Source organism: Hymenobacter cyanobacteriorum (genome assembly GCF_022631375.1).
In the GTDB taxonomy this organism is placed as follows: Bacteria; Bacteroidota; Bacteroidia; order Cytophagales; family Hymenobacteraceae; genus Hymenobacter; species Hymenobacter cyanobacteriorum.
This window is the reverse complement of the sequence record NZ_JALBGC010000004.1, coordinates 510,826-529,304: the sequence shown is the minus strand read 5'-3', so window position 1 is coordinate 529,304 and position 18,479 is coordinate 510,826. Positions and strand designations below refer to the sequence as shown.

Annotated in this window: 13 protein-coding genes; 7 read left to right on the top strand and 6 right to left on the bottom strand. The window is 61.1% G+C overall.

Translation table 11 applies throughout. From position 1 onward, the window contains the following. The first annotated feature begins 115 nt into the window (after positions 1 to 115). Both gltB and MON38_RS16515 read left to right on the top strand, forming a co-directional pair. Entirely contained in the window at positions 116 to 4,657 is a 4,542-nt protein-coding gene (gltB, locus tag MON38_RS16520) for a glutamate synthase large subunit (protein WP_241937252.1), read from the top strand. 156 nt (positions 4,658 to 4,813) lie between these two features. Then, entirely contained in the window at positions 4,814 to 6,283 is a 1,470-nt protein-coding gene (locus MON38_RS16515; RefSeq protein WP_241937251.1) for a glutamate synthase subunit beta, read from the top strand. Between the two features lie 43 nt (positions 6,284 to 6,326). On the opposite strand, the gene MON38_RS16510 is transcribed toward MON38_RS16515, so the two are convergent. The 3 genes from MON38_RS16510 to MON38_RS16500 form a co-directional block, all read right to left on the bottom strand. Then, positions 6,327 to 7,487 carry a hypothetical protein gene (locus MON38_RS16510; protein WP_241937250.1) on the bottom strand — a complete coding sequence of 387 codons (1,161 nt, stop codon included), beginning with the start codon at positions 7,485 to 7,487 and terminating at the stop codon, positions 6,327 to 6,329. Between the two features lie 67 nt (positions 7,488 to 7,554). Then, positions 7,555 to 9,099 carry a SulP family inorganic anion transporter gene (locus tag MON38_RS16505; protein ID WP_241937249.1) on the bottom strand — a complete coding sequence of 515 codons (1,545 nt, stop codon included), beginning with the start codon at positions 9,097 to 9,099 and terminating at the stop codon, positions 7,555 to 7,557. Positions 9,100 to 9,407: 308 nt separating this feature from the next. Then, entirely contained in the window at positions 9,408 to 10,424 is a 1,017-nt protein-coding gene (locus MON38_RS16500) for an SMP-30/gluconolactonase/LRE family protein (RefSeq protein WP_241937248.1), read from the bottom strand. A 21-nt stretch (positions 10,425 to 10,445) separates the two neighbouring features. On the opposite strand from MON38_RS16500, the gene MON38_RS16495 reads away from it, so the two are divergent. Continuing rightward, positions 10,446 to 10,646 carry a hypothetical protein gene (locus MON38_RS16495; RefSeq protein WP_241937247.1) on the top strand — a complete coding sequence of 67 codons (201 nt, stop codon included), beginning with the start codon at positions 10,446 to 10,448 and terminating at the stop codon, positions 10,644 to 10,646. Position 10,647: 1 nt separating this feature from the next. Here MON38_RS16495 and MON38_RS16490 read toward each other — a convergent pair whose 3' ends face one another. From MON38_RS16490 to MON38_RS16480, 3 genes are read right to left on the bottom strand one after another with little or no spacing between them, the layout of a single operon-like run. Continuing rightward, entirely contained in the window at positions 10,648 to 11,811 is a 1,164-nt protein-coding gene (locus tag MON38_RS16490; protein WP_241937246.1) for an FAD-dependent oxidoreductase, read from the bottom strand. Between the two features lie 31 nt (positions 11,812 to 11,842). Beyond that, positions 11,843 to 12,601, bottom strand: a complete 759-nt coding sequence (locus tag MON38_RS16485) for a helix-turn-helix domain-containing protein (RefSeq protein WP_241937245.1) — start codon at positions 12,599 to 12,601, stop codon at positions 11,843 to 11,845. Positions 12,602 to 12,628: 27 nt separating this feature from the next. Further along, the gene (locus MON38_RS16480; protein ID WP_241937244.1) at positions 12,629 to 13,792 is read right to left on the bottom strand and encodes a geranylgeranyl reductase family protein; all 1,164 of its coding nucleotides are present in this window, start codon (positions 13,790 to 13,792) and stop codon (positions 12,629 to 12,631) included. 188 nt (positions 13,793 to 13,980) lie between these two features. On the opposite strand from MON38_RS16480, the gene MON38_RS16475 reads away from it, so the two are divergent. The 4 genes from MON38_RS16475 to rseP all read left to right on the top strand — a co-directional run bounded on the left by MON38_RS16475 (position 13,981) and on the right by rseP (position 18,348). Next, positions 13,981 to 14,685 (top strand): GAF domain-containing protein, encoded by a 705-nt coding sequence (locus tag MON38_RS16475; RefSeq protein WP_241937243.1) that lies wholly within the window; start codon positions 13,981 to 13,983, stop codon positions 14,683 to 14,685. A gap of 200 nt (positions 14,686 to 14,885) precedes the next feature. After that, complete coding sequence (locus MON38_RS16470) at positions 14,886 to 15,596, top strand: GAF domain-containing protein (protein WP_241937242.1); 711 nt, start codon at positions 14,886 to 14,888, stop codon at positions 15,594 to 15,596. A 123-nt stretch (positions 15,597 to 15,719) separates the two neighbouring features. Continuing rightward, entirely contained in the window at positions 15,720 to 16,892 is a 1,173-nt protein-coding gene (locus tag MON38_RS16465) for a 1-deoxy-D-xylulose-5-phosphate reductoisomerase (protein ID WP_241937241.1), read from the top strand. Positions 16,893 to 17,007: 115 nt separating this feature from the next. Beyond that, the gene (gene rseP, locus MON38_RS16460) at positions 17,008 to 18,348 is read left to right on the top strand and encodes an RIP metalloprotease RseP (RefSeq protein WP_241937240.1); all 1,341 of its coding nucleotides are present in this window, start codon (positions 17,008 to 17,010) and stop codon (positions 18,346 to 18,348) included. The last annotated feature ends 131 nt before the right edge of the window (positions 18,349 to 18,479 follow it).

Sequence of the window (18,479 nt, the reverse complement as noted above, 5' to 3'; positions counted from 1 at the left end):
GCTACAACCATTTTGCCAGCCAGCGGCGGGACGTTTCTTGTAAACGACTGCGCGCCATTGGCTGATTTTACGCCGGCCCTTGCTAATGTTCCCGCTGAACGGCGGCCCCTCCCCTATGACTTTCAACGCCCCGATACCATCCACCGACGCTCCGCAGGGCCTGTACCGCCCCGAATTTGAGCACGATGCCTGCGGGACCGGTTTCATCACCTACCTCAACGGCCGCAAGACCCACCAGACCATCACCGACGCGCTGACCATGTTGGAAAACATGGAGCACCGCGGTGCCTGCGGCTGCGATTCCGACTCCGGCGACGGGGCCGGGCTGCTCATCCAGATTCCGCACTGGTTCCTGCTGGAAGAGTGCGTGGCCCTGAATATTCGCCTGCCCGAACCCGGCAGCTACGGCGTGGGCTTTGCCTATTTGCCGAAGGACGAAAAGCTGCGCGAAGCCTGCCGCGAGGTAATCAACGGGGCTGCGGCGCGGCTGGGGTTTCCGCTGCTGGGCTACCGGCCTGTGCCGGTGAACCCGACCGGCATCGGCCCCACGGCACTGGCGGCCGAGCCGGTGATGGAGCAGGTGTTTTTTGGCCGGCCGGCGGGCATCACCAAGCCGGATGATTTTGAGCGCAAGCTGTACGTGCTGCGCCGCCTGATTTTCAAGACGGTGCGCGAGACGGTGACGGCCGCGATGGACGTGTTTTACTTCGCCTCGCTGTCGTGCAAAACCATCGTCTACAAGGGCCAGCTCACCACCTACCAGGTGCGCGGTTACTTCCCCGACCTCAGCGACGAGCGGGTGACCTCGGCGTTTGGGCTGGTGCATTCGCGGTTTTCGACCAACACGTTTCCGAGCTGGAAGCTGGCCCAGCCGTTCCGGTTTTTGGCGCATAATGGGGAGATTAACACGTTGCGGGGTAACCTGAACTGGTTTTACGCGGGCTTGCGCAGCTACGTGTCGCCGTACTTCTCGGCCGAGGAAATGGACATGCTGCTGCCGGTGGTCGATGCCGGGCAGTCGGATTCGGCCTGCCTCGACAACGTGGTGGAAATCCTGCTGCACTCGGGCCGCCCGCTGCCGCACGTGATGATGATGCTGGTGCCCGAAGCCTGGGACGGCAACACCCAGATGGACCCGCTCAAAAAGGCCTTCTACGAGTTCCACGCCACCTTTATGGAGCCCTGGGACGGCCCAGCGGCCCTGCTCTTCACCGATGGCAAGCTCATCGGAGCCATGCTGGACCGCAACGGCCTGCGCCCCCTGCGCTACCTCGAAACCACCGACGGCCGCGTGCTGGTGGCCTCCGAGGCCGGCGTGCTGGGCATCGACCCCGCCACGGTGGTGCAGAAAGGCCGCCTGCAGCCCGGTAAAATGCTGTTGTTGGACACGGTGGCCGGCCGCATCATCACCGACGAGGAACTGAAGGCCCAGGCCGCCGGCCGCCAGCCCTACGGCGCCTGGCTGAACGAGTACCAGATTCGGCTGGAGGAATTGCCCGAGCCGCGCCAGGTGTTCACGGAACTGGCCGCCGATTCGGTGTTCAAGTACCACCAGGTGTTCGGCTACACCCGCGAGGACATCGACGTGCTCATCACGCCCATGGCGCTGGAAGCCAAGGAACCCATCGGCTCGATGGGCGTGGACGTGCCGCTGGCCGTGCTTTCCGACCAGCCGCAGCACCTGAGCAGCTACTTCAAGCAGTTTTTCGCGCAGGTCACCAACCCGCCCATCGACCCCATCCGGGAGCGGCTGGTGATGAGCCTGGCTACCTTTCTGGGCAACAACGGCAACATTCTGGACGAGGACAAGCACCACTGCCACTGCGTGGCGCTGCGGCAGCCCATCCTCTCGAACCTGGAGCTGGAGAAGCTGCGCAGCATCGATACGGGCCTGTTCAATGCCAAGACCTTGCTGACTTACTTCAAGGCCGACGAGCAGCCCGGCGCGCTGGAACGCGGCCTCGCCCGCCTCTGCCGCTACGCCGAAGATGCGGTGAACGACGGCTACGAAGTCCTGATTTTGTCGGACCGCGGCGTGGATTCGCTGCACGCGCCCATCCCGTCGCTGCTGGCCGTTTCGGCGGTGCATCACCACCTCATCAAACTCGGTTGTCGGGGCACGGTGGGCCTGGTGGTGGAGGCCGGCGACGTGTGGGAGGTGCACCATTTTGCCTGTTTGCTGTCGTTTGGGGCCACGGCCATCAACCCCTACTTGGCGCTGGCTACCATCCGGACCATGCACGAGGCGGACCAGTTCAACACCAATCTGGACCATGAGCAGTTGAATTACAACTACATCAAAGCCGTGTGCGACGGCCTGCTGAAGATTTTCTCGAAGATGGGAATTTCGACCCTGCAGAGCTACCACGGCGCGCAGGTGTTCGAGATTCTGGGCCTGAACCAGGCCGTGGTGGACGCTTATTTCTGCGGCGCGGTCACGCGCATTGGTGGGCTGGGGCTGGATGAAATCGCCCGCGAAACGCTCTACAAGCACTTTCAGGGCTTCAAATCGACCACGCCCGAGGAACAAACCCTGCTGCCCGACGGCGGCCTCTACCACTGGCGGCGGCGCGGCGAGGCCCACATGTTCAACCCCGAAACGGTGCACCTGCTGCAACTCGCGACGCGAACGAATAACTACACGACTTATCAGCGCTACGCGAAGCTGGTGAACGAACAGCCGGAGCGCATGTTCACCCTGCGCGGCCTGCTGGATTTCGCCCACCACCGCGACCCGATTTCCCTAGAAGAAGTGGAACCGGCCGAGGGCATTATGAAGCGGTTTGCGACCGGGGCCATGTCGTTCGGCTCGATTTCGCACGAGGCGCACAGCACCCTGGCCATTGCCATGAACCGCATCGGCGGCAAGAGCAACACCGGTGAGGGCGGCGAGGACCCGCTGCGCTACGAAGTCATGGAAAACGGCGACTCCATGCGCTCGGCCATCAAGCAGGTGGCGTCGGCGCGCTTCGGCGTCACGGCGCACTACCTCACCAATGCCGACGAACTGCAAATCAAGATGGCCCAGGGCGCCAAGCCCGGTGAGGGTGGCCAGCTCCCCGGCCACAAGGTGGACGAGTGGATTGCCAAAGTGCGCCACGCCACGCCCGGCGTCGGCCTGATTTCGCCCCCGCCCCACCACGACATCTACTCCATCGAAGACTTGGCCCAGCTCATCTTCGACCTGAAAAACGCCAACCGCGCCGCCCGCATCAACGTGAAGCTGGTGAGCAAAGCGGGCGTGGGGACCATCGCGGCCGGCGTGGCCAAGGCGCACGCCGACGTCATCCTCATCGCCGGCTACGACGGCGGCACGGGTGCCTCGCCCATCAGCTCCATCAAGCACGCCGGCCTGCCTTGGGAGCTGGGCCTGGCCGAAGCCCACCAAACGCTGGTGCGCAACCAGCTCCGCAGCCGCGTGGTGCTGCAAGCCGACGGCCAGCTAAAAACCGGCCGCGACCTGGCCGTGGCCGCCCTCTTAGGGGCCGAAGAATGGGGCGTGGCCACCGCCGCACTGGTGGCCGGCGGCTGCGTAATGATGCGCAAATGCCACCTCAACACCTGCCCCGTAGGCGTCGCCACCCAAGACCCCGAGCTGCGCAAGCTCTTCACCGGCCAGCCCGAGCACGTCGTGAACCTGTTCCGTTTCCTGGCCGAGGAGCTGCGCGAAATCATGGCCGAACTGGGTTTCCGCACGATAAACGAGATGGTGGGGCGACCCGAATTCCTGAAAGTGCGCGAGGGCATCACCCACTGGAAAGCCCGCCACCTCGACCTAGCCGACATGCTGCACCCGGCCGTGAACATCTCCGGCGGCACCCTCTACCACAGCGAGGAGCAGGACCACGGCATCCGCGGCATCCTGGACTGGCAGTTGCTCGACCACGCCCAACCGGCCCTGAATGAGCAAACACCGGTTTTCGCCGAGTTCGAAGTGCAGAATATCGACCGCACCATCGGCACGCTGCTTTCGAATGAAATTGCCAAGCGCTACCACGCCGCCAGCCTGCCCGACAACACCATCAACTACCGTTTCCGCGGCTCGGCGGGCCAGAGCTTCGGCGCGTTCAGCGTGAAGGGGTTGTCATTTGCGCTGGAAGGCGAGGCCAACGACTACGTGGGCAAGGGCTTGAGCGGCGCGCAGCTAGCCATCTTTCCCTCCCCCGCCGCGCATTTCGTACCCGAGCAAAACATCATCATCGGCAACGTGGCGCTGTACGGGGCCACCTCCGGCGCGCTGTTCGTGCGCGGGCAGGCCGGCGAGCGGTTCGCCGTGCGCAACTCCGGCGCGACGGCGGTAGTCGAAGGCGTGGGCGACCACGGCTGCGAGTACATGACCGGCGGCCGCGCCCTCATCCTCGGCCAGACGGGCCGCAATTTCGCCGCCGGCATGAGCGGCGGCATCGCCTGGATTTACGACCCCAACGGTACTTTCCCTCAAAACTGCAACCCCGAAATGGTAGAACTCGACCCGCTCGACGCTGACGACGAGGACCAGATTCAGGAGCTGCTCAGGAAACACGTGGAGCTGACGGGTAGTCAGGTCGGGGCGTTTCTGCTGGGGAACTGGCAGGATGAAGCCGGGAAGTTCGTGAAGGTGTTTCCGAGCGAGTATAAGAAGGTGCTGCAGAAGGCGCGGTATGCGGAGGTGGGGTAAGAATTTCCGCCAGAACGATTGTAGAGACGCGACACTTCGCGTCTCTACGTCGAACAACCGAAACCGCGTCTGAAAACCAATTTTAAACAACATCAGCAACGACGAGACGCGAAGTATCGCGTCTCTACAATCGTTCTAATAATCCTTTGGCGACTAATGCCTAACCCCACCGGTTTCAAAGAATTCGCCCGCGAGCTGCCGCCCAAAGCCGCACCGCAGGAGCGCGTGGCCCACAACCACGAATTCGTAGGCACTTATTCCGAAGGGCAGCTTACCCAGCAGGCGGCCCGCTGCATGGATTGCGGTATTCCGTTCTGCCATTCGGGCTGCCCGCTGGGCAACATCATCCCCGAATTCAACGACGCCGTGCGCGAGGAGAAATGGGAAGACGCTTACCAGATTCTCAGCGCCACCAACAACTTCCCGGAGTTTACCGGCCGCATCTGTCCCGCGCCGTGCGAGGCGGCGTGCGTGCTCAGCATCCACAGCAGCCCGGTGGCCATTGAGGAAATCGAGAAGCACATCATCGAAATTGCCTTCGCGAAGGGCTACGTGCAGCCCACGGCCCCGGTCCTGAAATCGGGCAAAACGGTGGCCGTGGTGGGCTCCGGCCCGGCGGGGCTGGCGGCGGCAGCGCAGCTGGCCAAGGCCGGCCACACCGTCACGGTGTTCGAGCGCGACGACCGGCCCGGCGGCCTGCTCCGATACGGCATCCCCGATTTCAAGCTGGATAAGTGGGTTATCGACCGCCGCATCGACTTGCTGAAGGAAGACGGCGTGAGCTTCCGCTGCAACACCGAAATCGGCCGCGACGTGTCGTTTGCCCAGCTCACCCGCGACTTCCACGCCGTGGTGCTGGCCGGCGGGGCCAGCGTGCCGCGCGACCTGAACATTCCTGGCCGGGAGCTGCCCGGCATCCACTTTGCCATGGACTACCTCACCCAGCACAACCGCCGGGTGAGCGAGCTGGACCTGTCCGACGCGCCCATCTGGGTGGAGGATGAAGACGTGGTGGTCATCGGCAGCGGCGACACGGGCTCCGACTGCGTGGGCACGGCCAATCGCCAACGGGCCCGTTCCGTCACGCAGTTTGCCCTCATGCACCAGCCAGGCGCCGAGCGTCCCGCCCACACGCCCTGGCCGCTGGAGCCGCACATTTTCCGCAGCAGCACCTCGCACGAAGAAGGCTGCCAGCGCTACTGGGGCATCAACACCAAAGCGTTTCTGGCCGATGAGGCCGGCCGCCTCCGTGCCCTGCGCGTGAGCGACGTAACCTGGGAAACCGACGTCATGGGCCGCCGCATCCGCTTCGAGGAAGTGCCCGATTCTGACCGCGAAATTCCCTGCCAGCGCGTGCTGCTGGCCCTGGGCTTCACCGGCCCCCGCGTAGAAGGCCTCCTCAACGAGCTGGAAATCGACCTCGACTCGCGCGGCAATGTGCTGGCCGACGACAAAACCTTCGTCACGAACCAGCCCAACGTCTTCGTGGCCGGCGACATGCGCCGCGGCCAGTCGCTGGTCGTCTGGGCCATCTCGGAAGGCCGCGAAGCCGCCCGGCAAGTGGATTTGCTGCTGACCGGCAAAACCGCGCTACCGAGCAAGAATGCAGTAGGGATGTTTGCGTGAGGGGAAAAGCAACTTTCTAACACCAGAATCTAAATACAACTACCTATTTGTTAGAAAGCAATTTGTCTATGTAATAGTAAGAGCAGTAATACTCAAACATATCACTGTAACAACTCCTCATGTTATCCAATTCATCTAATACAGCTGCATTGCCAATGCACTTATTTTTCAGGAATGAGCTAAACATCTCAAATTCTTGAAATCCTCTTCTTTCAACTAGTTTACCCAACTCATAGTGATATGATATTGGCTCTGACTTTTTTGCTTTATTTCCCTTTCTTGCTAGAACAATTTTTATTTTGGGGACAATGTAATTGTTTGCAGAATAATCGACGTTCGTTCTATCCTTATCAGCAAGCTGCTCGTCTATGTCAATCTTTATATCATTAATGGATTGCTTTAAATCATCGAGAAAAATTTCCGTCAAATTTTTATACCTTATATGTTTATCCTTCAGTTCAAACGCGCGCATCAGACCAGGCCTATCATACAAGTAGTTAGTTTTAACAATATTTTCAAAACTATCCTCAACGAATTTCACAATACTAGCAAAGGTGCCTTTTTCAGCAGCAACCTCAACTTGCACTATTTTTTTCCTAAAATCCCTCAGAATATGCTTCAATTTATTTATAATCTTATCAAAATAAAGATTTAGAAAATTTGAATGCCTTTCGATAATTTCCTTTCTGGAATGCGTAATTTCTTTGAACTTATAATTATCATCTGAATGATACCGAAGATATGCAATAGTAGAGTCGGAGTTTGAATTACTGAAAATCACAGAAGACAGCAACCGACTCTCTCCGTCAACTACTTGTTTTCTGATAGGATGTCCAACTAACTCATTTCTGATATTTCTATTCAAATAATAGTTTCGGTCTTGCTTCAAATCACCTTTGTCGATATCACATTTAAAAATATGCAATAGCTCTTCGACAAAATCTTGCTGAACATAAATAGCTTGTAAAAAGCTAATAGCGGAGCCTATAGATTGGGTAAACTTAGACTCTGAAGATTCTTCCGGCTTACTATCGTAATAAATCAGCCCAAACGTATCAGAAAAATATCCTGTGATATCACCAAAATAATTCGACTTAACGTCTGAAGTAAATTTAATTCTAGAGTTACAAAACTTGTACTCCCAAATGTAAGAATTCCAAATATTTGAAATCCTTTCCAGTTTCCTATCTAAGCTATTCTTCATTTGCAGGCAGTTTTGCTAATAATTCGGGCGACTTTGCCGTAACACAGTGCGGTTCTCAAATTTAGCATCAATACGCCCGCTCCTCCCCCGCCACGGTATACAGCGGGTCTTCCTCCACGTTCACATCAATAAGCGCCCCGGCTTTGCTGAGCAGTTGGCGGCAATCGGGGCTGAGATGGCGCAGGTGCAGGGTTTTGCCGGCGCGGTGGTAGCGCTCGGTCAGCTTGTGGAGGGCGTCGATGGCGGACATGTCGGCCACGCGGCTTTCGCGGAAGTCGATGATGACTTCGGCAGGGTCGGCGGCCACGTCGAACTTCTCGCCGAAGGCCTGCACCGAACCGAAAAAGAGCGGGCCGTAGATTTCGTAGTGCTTGGCACCGGCCGCGTCGAGGTGGTGGCGGGCGCGGATGCGCTTGGCGTTTTCCCAGGCAAAGGCCAGCGCCGACACGATGACGCCCAGCAGCACGGCCAGCGCCAGGTTCTGCGAAATGGCCGTCACGAGCGTCACGAGCAGCATCACCCCCACGTCGGTGCGGGGCATGCGGCGCAGAATGCGCAGGCTGGCCCACTCAAACGTGCCGATGACCACCATGAACATCACGCCCACCAGCGCGGCCAGCGGCAGCCGCTCGATGACGGGCGCGCCCACCACCACGAACAAGGCCAGCGCCACCGCCGCCACCACGCCCGACAGCCGCCCGCGCCCCCGCGATTCGAGGTTGACCATGGTCTGGCCAATCATGGCGCAGCCGCCCATGCCGCCCGTCAGGCCCGAGACCACGTTGGCCAGGCCCTGGGCCACGCAGTCTTGGTTGCCGCGGCCGCGGGTATCGGTCATTTCATCCACCACGGTGAGGGTGAGCAGGCTTTCGGTGAGGCCCACCAGCGCCATGATGAAGGCGTAGGGCAGTACCAGCGCCAGCGTGGCCCAGCTCAGCGGCACCTGCGGCAAGTGCGGCACCGGGAGCCCGCCCGCGATGGAGGCGATGTCGCCCACCGCCTTGGTTGGCAGCCCGCCAAAAATCACCAGCGCCGACGTGACGATAATGGCTACCAGCGAAGCCGGCACCGCCTTCGTGAGCTTCGGCAGAAAATACACGATGGCCATGGTAAGGGCCACTAGTCCGGCCATCAGCAGCAGCGCGGGGCCCGTGAGCCAGTGCTCGACCCCGGCCGCGTCGCGCACCTTGAACTGCTCTAGCTGCGCCATGAAGATGATGACGGCCAGGCCATTCACAAAGCCATACACCACCGGCTGCGGCACCAGCCGGATGAACTTCCCCAATTTCAGCAGCCCAATGGCCACCTGAATCAGGCCCATCAGCGCCACAGCGAGAAACAGGTACTCGGCCCCATGCTGCTCTACCAGCGCCACAATGACCACCGCCACCGAGCCGGCCGCGCCGGAAATCATGCCCGGCCGGCCACCGAACACACTCGTGATAAGGCAGATGATAAACGCCGACCCAATGCCCACCAGCGGGCTGATGTGGGCCAGCAGCGCGAAGGCCACTACCTCCGGCACCAGCGCCAGCGCGGTGGTCAGGCCGGCCAGAATTTCGTTTTTAGGATTGAGTTTGTACTGCGAGAAATAAGCGGAAATTGACGACATTAATAGCGGAGAAAAAGGCAAAAGAAAAGCCGCACGCTTCCGGCGGGAAGCGGCGGCACGAGGGTTTCGGGCCTATTCTCAGGGTGGAGTGAGTTTGAAAGTAACGCGGGGGAAAAAAGGCATAAACGCCCGCAAAGGTACGGGTGGGGTTTTGGCGTGCGAGTTTAACTGACCAAAAGAACGTCATGCAGAGCGCAGCGAAGCATCTCGCGTGCTGCCACTAATTCTTTTCATGCGATTGGATTAGTAGTAGCACGCGAGATGCTTCGCTGCGCTCTGCATGACGTTCAGATGTTTTGACGCACGAGCTAAAAGTTCACCTTCACAATTTTAAATCGCGGCGCGGTGGCGCCGTACGGATACAGCACATAGGCATCGGAGCCGCGCTTGGTGATGGTGGTGGGGCTCACTGCGCCCGTGGCGAAACTGCCCGTAGAGGTTGTCGTGGCCCAGGCATTGGCGGTAGTCATGCGGAATACCGTGCTCTGGCTGCCGGCCACTACCAGCAAGGTATTGTTGTCGAACAGTAACAGACCATCGGCGCCCACGAGGCTTTGCGTTTTGGTGACGGTGGTGAAACCGGCGGGGTTGCTGATGGGCACTTTAAACAGGGTGCCGTCGCTGGTTTTGGCCGTGAGCAGGTAGCCATCGGGGTGGTACACGATGCCATTCAGGCCGAAGCCGGTGCCGCCGCTGAACTGCGCATTTTCCAGGAAAACCGTGGCGTTGCCCTGCAAATCCACTTTGTAGATGATGGGCGACATGCTGTCGGTGATGTAGGCATTGCCGGCTGCATCGACGGCAATGTCGTTGGCAAAGTGGTTGGGGTAGGCGGCAGCGGCGGGCAGGGAGGCTAGGTTTACAAAGCTGTTCATGGCCCCGGTGCTGGTGTTGAAAGTGGCCAAGGCGGCCAGCTTGCGCAGCGTAGGCTGGTTCTGCACACTGGGGTTGAAGTTGTTGTCGGATACGGCGGCCAGCAGGCGCTGGCGGCCGGCGTCGAGGTTCAGGCCGATGGTAGAAATCAACCGATTATTGGAAATCGACTGATTATCCCGGCCGAATTCGGTGTAGGTGCTGTCGTCGCGCACGGTGCCCACGGTGCCCTTGGCGCGCGAGCTCACGTAGAAGCGCTTGTTGGCCTCGTCCCACTGGATGCCTTCGGGGAAGATGCCCGCCTGCGGCACGGAGATGCGGGCGGGGGCGGCGGGCGTGGCGGCGGCCGGCTCATCATCTTTAGAGCAGCCGGGCAGCGTGCACAGAAAGCCGACTGCCAGCGTCGTCAGGCATATGAGGCGTGCCGGGTTAGGAGCAAGGAAAGAATACATCAGCAGCAGGTTAATAAATCAATGGATTACCTGCTTGTACGTATCAGCAAAAAGAAGTCGACTGAAATCAGAATTAAAAACAAGTTAAAGTTTTGGAGCAGCCACGTAGCGGCGAGCAGTTTGTGGCCAGCGCAAGGCTTTCGCCCGAAAAAGCTGCGTAGCAGCGACCGTAGCGCCAAGCCTTTTGGCGCTACGGTCGCTGCTACGCAATTTATTAGCTAACTCATTTACCGCCAGCGAACAGGTTCACTAAATACGTCAGCGCCCCCGGCGCGTGCAGGGCTTCGGTCTGCGCCATCGTTTCTTCGGCTACGACCGAGGCACGGTGGCGCATGTGCTGCTCGTAGTGCGCAATGGCGGCTTGCACATCCGAGAATTGGCCGCTGGCTAGGCAATGGGCCAGCTCTAAGGCATCGAGCATGGCCATATTCACGCCTTCGCCGGCATAGGGAGGCATGAGGTGGGCGGCGTCGCCGAGCAAGGTGAGGTTGGGCCGGGCGGGCCAGGTCTGGTCGAGGGGCATGCAGTATTGCGGCCGCGACACGCACTGCGTGGTTTCGCTGGCAAAAAGCTCCTGCCAGATGCCGTCCCAGCCCGCAAACTCCTGCCGAAACCACGCCAGTACTTCGGCTGCACTCGAGAAGTCGATGCCGCTGTCGCGGGCCCAGGTTTCGACCGTTTTGCAGCCGGTGTAAAAAGTCAGGCTGCCATCACCTTTGGCGCTTACCACCAGGGTTCTGGAATCATCGAGCGCGAATATTTTCCCACCCTGGGTTAGGCGGTGCAGGCGGGGCGCATGGTGGGCCGAGTCGTACACGGTGCCTTCCACTATGGTCACGCCCGAGTAGAATGGCCGGATGGGCGTGAGCAGCGGGCGTATTTTGGAATTAGCGCCATCGGCTCCAATGAGAATGTCGGCCGTGGCCGTGGCACCGTTGTGAAATGTTAGCTTCCACCCCGCTCCTTCCGGCTGCACGTCGGCCAGGTGCCGGTCCCATACTACCGTACCAGCCTGCAAGGAATCGAGCAGAAGTTCACGCAAGGGCCCCCGGTCAATTTCGGGGCGAAAAGAAGCCTGGCCGAAGGTATCGGTTTGCGCCTCCTCGTGCTGGTCAAGTACCACCGTGGCGTGCTTATCGGTCAGGCGCAGCTTGTCGGCACCCGGACGGTAGCGCAGTTTAAATTCGTCGAGCAGGCCCGCCGCGCGCAGGGCCGCCAGGCCCGATTCGTCGTGCAGGTCCAGCGTGCCGCCCTGCTCCCGCACGTGGCGGTTGCGGTCCCGCTCGTACACGGTTACGGCAGCGCCGTTTTGCTGGAGCAGGCGGGCCAGGGTGAGGCCACCAGGGCCACCGCCCACAATGGCTATCTGTTTGTTTTGAAGCAACATGACTGAACAGGTTTTTGAGTTCAGTACAAAATTATTTTTCCGGCAACGCAGATAATTGTATAAATCGGTCGTCTTGGTTCCGGGCCAGTTCTTTGGGCACTACGCCTGCGTATTTTTTGATTTCCCGGATGAAATGCGCCTGGTCGGTAAAGTTTTCTTCGGGAAAAAGCCGGCCGGCTTTAAGGTGTTGGAACGACGCCCGAAATCGCAGGATGTTGCTGTAGGCCTTCAGTGAAAGGCCAAACTGCTTGTTGAAGTACCGGTTGATTTGCCGGCTGCTCCAGCCGGCGGTTTCGGCCAACGCCTCCACCGTCAGGGCCCCGCTGCTGGCGTAAAGCTGGCCGAACAGCGTGCGTTTGCGGGCATCGATGTTTGGAGGCAATGCTTGTGCAATGCGCGCCGAGGCGTTGGCGCAGAAGCTATCAAAATCCTGCAAATCGATTTCGTTCATACCCAGGAAGTCCGGCGGCAGTGGGCAACCGCTTTCCAGCAAATCGGCCAGCCCGACCGGCAGCAGGTATTCGGCTGCCAGCAACTTCCAACTGATGGCAAACACGGGCCGGTGCGGCGGAACAACCTGCGCGCTGGGCCGCGTATCCAAGCCCCGCAGCGTCACCTGATAAGCCCCCGTGGCGGCCTGGGAGAAAAACACGTCGATGCGGCCGTCGGGAATAAGCACCATGTGCTGCGCCTCCCCGCCGTGGTTGACCAGCATCCAGAAGCTTTCCACAAAAGCAGCCAGCACCGCCGGCGGCTTCACCTCCCGGTATTCGATGTCGATGAAGGCCATTTTCTGCGGCTGATTTAGGTGACTCCCTTACCCGATGGCGCGCTGCACCCACGGCTTCAGGCCCGGCACGCGGGCCAGGCGCACGGCCGCGTTCACCAGCCACGCCTTGTTGCTGAGGAAGCGCATGAGGCGGTAGCTCTTGGCCAGCTTCCGGCCGATTTTGCGGGCCACCCGCGCGTCGTACTCCCGCATGAATCCGGCGCTGAAATCCTGCTTTGCGAAACAGGCCGCTGCCTGCGCCCCGGCCAGGATGCCGCTCTGCATGGCCGTGTCGATGCCGTGGCCCTGCAGCGGGTCGATGAGCGAAGCTGCGTCGCCGCAGAGCATGAACCGGCTGCCGCTAATGCTCAGCTCGCGCCCGCCGCCCAGCGGCAACCCGAAACCCACAATGGGTCCCAGCGGCCGCGCCTGCGCGAAACGGCCGGCCAGCTCGGGGTGCGTGGCCAGCACCCGCGTCAGGGTTTCCTTGAGGTCGACTTTGTGCTTCGCTACGATTTCGGACAGCATGCCCAGGCCCACGTTGTAGCGGCCCGCGCCCACCGGAAACAGCCACACGTAGCCGGCCAGGTAGTCGCTGCTGAGGAAAAACTCGGTGGTGCCGCTTTGCGCGCCGGCCACGTTTTCGTAGTAGGCCCGCACGCCGGCGCAGTGGTGGGCGCGGTCGAGCGGCGCGGGCCGCAGCTTGCGGGCCACCACGGAGTTGGCCCCGTCGCAGCCGATGACAATGCCGCAGGTGAGCTCGGCCCCTTCGGCCAGGTGCAGGTGCACGGCATCCGGCCCCGCGTGCAGGCCCTTGAGCACCGTGTTTTCCAGAATGGTGGTGTCGGAATGCTGGCGCACCAGGGCCAGCAGCGCGGCATCGAACGTTTCGCGGGGACTATTGAAGCTGGGCAACTTCCATTGCAGCGTGAGGCTGGCGCCACTGGGCGCTACGAGGCGCGAGTCGCGCACATCGTCGCGGGGTGCCAGCTGCCAGAGCTGCTCGACGAAAGCGGGGTCGAGCTGGCGCAGGGCTTTGAAGGCCTGGCCGGGAACGGCGTCGCCGCACACCTTGTCGCGCGGGAACTCCGCCTTGTCCAGCAAGGCCACGCGCAGGCCGCTGTGGCGCAGGGCCAGCGCGCAGGCCGTGCCGGCCGGGCCCGCGCCCACAATGGCGACGTCGTAATCAAAAGCAGGCGGAGCGGGCAACACGCCCCAAAGGTAGCGGGCGGCACGGGTGCGGCCGAAACGATGCGGGCGACTTCGGAGGGCCAGTGCGGAAATCTTTTGAAGCAGGCCAACCGTAATATCCGCCAGAATCTATATATTAGACACTGGCAACGCGTGCTGCCAGCCGGCCGGCTGCCCCGGTCCCGGTACTACCCTACCCCTCCCCGGCCGTGAATATTCTACCTCCTTCCCTCCTACCGGCAGACGACCCCGCCCGCCTGCGCGCCCTCACTCGCTACCAGCTGCTCGATGCCCGCCGCGAAGCCATTCTCGACGAAGTAGTGGCTGCCACGGCCCGGCTGTTTCGGGTGCGCAACGCCATGCTCACCATGGTAGAAGAAACCACCGTGCTGCTTAAAGCGCCTTACGGCCTGCCGCCCGATTTTGAACGCCTGCCCCGCCAGCAAAGCATGTGCTCGGCCACTATTCTGCAGAACGACACGGCCGTGTTCGAAAACCTGAACCTGGCCAGCGCGCCCGGCGTCGATGTTTCGCTGATTTTGCAGCTGGGCCTGCATTTTTACGCCGGTCACAACCTGCGCACGCCCGAGGGCCACAACATCGGCACACTGTGCCTGTTCGATGGGCCGCCCCGCCAGTTTGCGCCCGCCGAGCGCCACCTGCTGGCCCAGCTCGCCGGCCTGGCCATGCACCTGCTGGAGCTGCGCCGCACGCTGGGGCCGCATTCCGGCCTCACGGCCCTGCTCTGGGAAACCATTTACCGGGGCATGGGCGAGCAGCTGGCCCGCCTCGCGGCCCTCACCGAGCCGGTGGGGCCCGCCAGCGGCGGCCTCAGCCCCGCAGTGGCCGCCGAGGCCGGCCGCCTCGTGGCGGGCCTCGACCAGCTGGTCGCTGCCACGCTGCGCCGGCAATAACTGTTCGCGCGCTGCCAACCCGCGAATTATTCGGCCCCGGCCGGGGTTGGTGTAGCTATCCGATTCGGACGGCGGGCGCAACCCTACTTCCCCGCCCGGGGTACAAGCAGGAGCTGGTAGCTCGGCGGTATCGGCATTCGCCTTTCAGCTACTCAGCGCTCCTTCTCCTTTGCCGGCCGGCTCTTCTTCAATAAGCTATTTTGGTTGATAATTCCGCTTCCCTGATACCGGCCAACGATGCCGCCCGCCTGCACGCCCTCGAAGGCTACCACCTGCTGGATGCCCGCAGCGAAAAGGTGCTCGATGACGTGGTAGCGGCCACGGCCCGGCTCTTCGGCGTGTCCAACGCCATGCTCTCCATCGTGGAAAAGGACGAGGTGCTCGTGAAAGCGCCCTACAACCTACCGGTGGCCATCGAGCGCATTCCGCGCGGGCAAAGCCTGTGCTCGGCCACCATTCTGCAGGACGACACGGCCGTGTTCGAAAACCTGAACCTGGCCAGCGCCCCCGGCGTCGATATTTCGCTGCTGCAGCAATTGGGCCTGAGCTTCTACGCCGGCCACAACCTGCGCACGCCCGACGGCTTCAACCTTGGCTCGCTGTGCGTGTACGACGGCCCGCCGCGCCAGTTTGCGCCCGTCGAGCGCGCCCTGCTGGCCACCCTGGCCGGCGTAGTAATGCGCCTGCTGGAGCTGCGCCGCACCCTCGGCGCCCACGCCGACCGCACCGCCGTGCTCTGGGAGCCCGTGTACCGGGCCATTGGCGGGCAGCTGGCCCGCCTCACCGCGCTGGCCGAGCGCACCACACCCCCCGGCGGCCCCGCCCAGCTCACCGACGGCGTAGTAACTGAAGTGCAGGCCATCGCGGCCGTGGTCGACCAGTTTGTGACGGCGACGCTCAAGCGGGTGTAAGTTGCCCTGTCATTCCGACGCAGGAGGAATCTGGGCAAAGTCCTTTCAACGGTTTCGCCAGATTCCTCCTGCGTCGGAATGACAGCGGACGTACTTTTGCGCCGTTTCCGTGTTAGTCGCATTATGCCCGAAGAAAAGAATATGAAAACCCTGGCCCTGCTCGGCGCCACCGGCTCCATTGGCACGCAGGCGCTGGAAGTGGTGCGGCAGCAGCCCGGCCGCTTCCGGGTGGCGGTGCTGAGCGCCCAGCGGCAGTGGGAGCTGCTGGCGCAGCAGGCCCGCGAGTTTCGGCCCGCCGTGGTGGTGATTGGCGATGAAAGCGCCTACCAAAACCTCAAATCCGCCCTCGCCGACCAGCCCGAAACCGAAGTCCTGGCCGGCCCCGCCGCCCTGGCCGAGGTGGTGACGCGCCCCGAAATTGACATTGTGCTCACGGCCTTGGTGGGCTACGCCGGGCTACTGCCCACGGTGGCCGCCATCCGGGCCGGCAAAGACATTGCCCTCGCCAACAAGGAAACCCTGGTGGTGGCCGGCGAGCTGATTACGGGCCTGATTAAAAAGCACAACGTACGCCTGCTGCCTGTCGACTCGGAACACTCCGCCATTTTCCAGTGCCTGGTGGGCGAGGAGCAGAATCCGATTGAGAAAATCATTCTCACGGCTTCGGGCGGCCCGTTCCGCGGCCGTTCGGCCCAGCAGATGGAGGCCGTCACCAAAGCCCAGGCCCTGAAACACCCCAACTGGGACATGGGCGCGAAAATCACCATCGACTCGGCCTCGCTGATGAACAAGGGCCTCGAAGTGATTGAGGCCAAATGGCTATTCGGGCTCACGAATGAGCAGATTGACGTGGTGGTGCACCCCCAAAGCATTGTGCACTCGCTGGTGCAGTTCGAAGACGGCTCGCTGAAAGCCCAGCTGGGTTTGCCCGACATGAAGCTGCCCATTCAGTACGCGCTGGGCTACCCGCAGCGGCTGGCCAACACCTTCCCGCGCTTCTCCTTCCTCGACTACCCCACGCTCACCTTCGAAGCGCCCGACCGGGTGGCCTTCCCCAACTTGGAACTGGCCTTTGGAGCCATGCGGCGGGGCGGCAACGCGCCCTGCGTGCTCAACGCCGCCAACGAAGTGGCCGTGGCCGCATTTTTGCGGGAGCAGGTCGGCTTCCGCCAAATGTCGGACCTCGTGGCCGAGTGCCTGGCGCGGGTATCGTACCTTGCAGAGCCGATATTGGCCGACCTGGTGGCTACCGACGCGGAAACACGGCGACTGGCGGCGCAATTAATTATGAATTAAAAATTATGAATTATGAGTTGAGGCCTAGCTGCTCCTGCAGCTTATCACCTCTTCTTATGATTCCTATTTTGCAATTCATAATTCATAATTTTTAATTCATAATTCAATTCCCCCCTTGGCTATCCTCACCATGATTGGCCAGCTTGTGCTGGCGCTTTCCATCCTTGTTGGCTTGCACGAATTCGGCCATTTCGCCTTCGCCAAGCTCTTTAAAATCCGGGTCGATAAGTTCTACATCTTCTTCGACTTCTTGTTTCCGATGCCCAACGTGGCCAACTTCGCGCTGGTCAAAAAGAAGATTGGCGAGACCGAGTACGGCATCGGCTGGTTCCCGCTGGGCGGCTACGTGCAGATTCACGGCATGATTGACGAGACGCAGGACGCCTCGGCCCTGGCCGGCGAGCCGCAACCCGACGAATTCCGGGGCAAGCCCGCCTGGCAGCGCCTGCTGGTGATGCTCGGTGGCATCATCATGAACGTGATTCTGGGCATTGTCATCTTCACGGCCATGACGGCCTACTATGGCGAGACTTACCTGCCCGCCTCGTCGGTGAAATATGGCGTGCTGCCCAATGGCCTGGCCCGCCAGGTGGGCTTCCAGACGGGCGATAAAATCGTAAAAATTAACGGCCGGCCGTTCAAGGATTTCGACGAGATTTATCAGCCCGAGGTACTGCTCGGCGACAATACCTACTTCACAGTGGAGCGCGGCAGCCAGCTTACCGACGTGAAGATGCCCGACAACTTCCTCGACCTATCGAGCAAGCAAACCGAAGACAGCGTGCTGCTGCGCCCCCGCGAAACCTTCGCCGTGGACCGCGTGACGCCCGGCGGCAATGCCTCGAAAGCCGGCCTGCAGGTGGGTGACGTGATTACAGCCGTGAGCGGCCAGCCTGTGCAGTTTTTCGACGAGCTGCAGGCCGCCCTGCTGGCCAACAAAGACAAAACCGCCCGCCTCGACGTACAACGCGCCGGCCAGCCCGTCACCCTGAACGTGCCCGTGGATGCCGAAGGCCACATTGGCTTCGAGCGCAAGTCGACGCTAGACATTGGCACGCGCAAGTATTCGTTGGCCGAGGCCCTGCCGCGCGGGGCCAAAAAAGCCTTTTCCATTGTGTGGGTGCAGGCCCGGGCCTTCGGCAAAATCTTTACCGGGAAGGCCTCGGCCAAGAACCTGGGCGGCCCGGTCGAAATTGCGCAGCAGTTTGGTGGCGTGTGGGACTGGCAGCACTTCTGGGGCCTGGCTGGCATCCTGAGCATGGTGCTGGCGTTTATGAACCTGCTGCCCGTGCCGGCTCTCGACGGTGGCCACGTGGTATTCCTGCTCTACGAGATGATTCTGCGCCGCAAGCCCTCCGATGCCTTCCTCGAAGGCGCGCAGCGTGTGGGCACGGTGCTCATTCTGGCGCTGATGGCCTATGTTATTGTCATCAAGCAGGTGCTGAAGTTCTTCTAGGCACTTCCTGGCCATAATGAACGTCATGCTGAGCGTAGTCGAAGCATCTCGCATGTGGTAGTAATCAAAATCGTTAGCCGATTGAATTACTATGGCACGCGAGATGCTTCGACTACGCTCAGCATGACGTT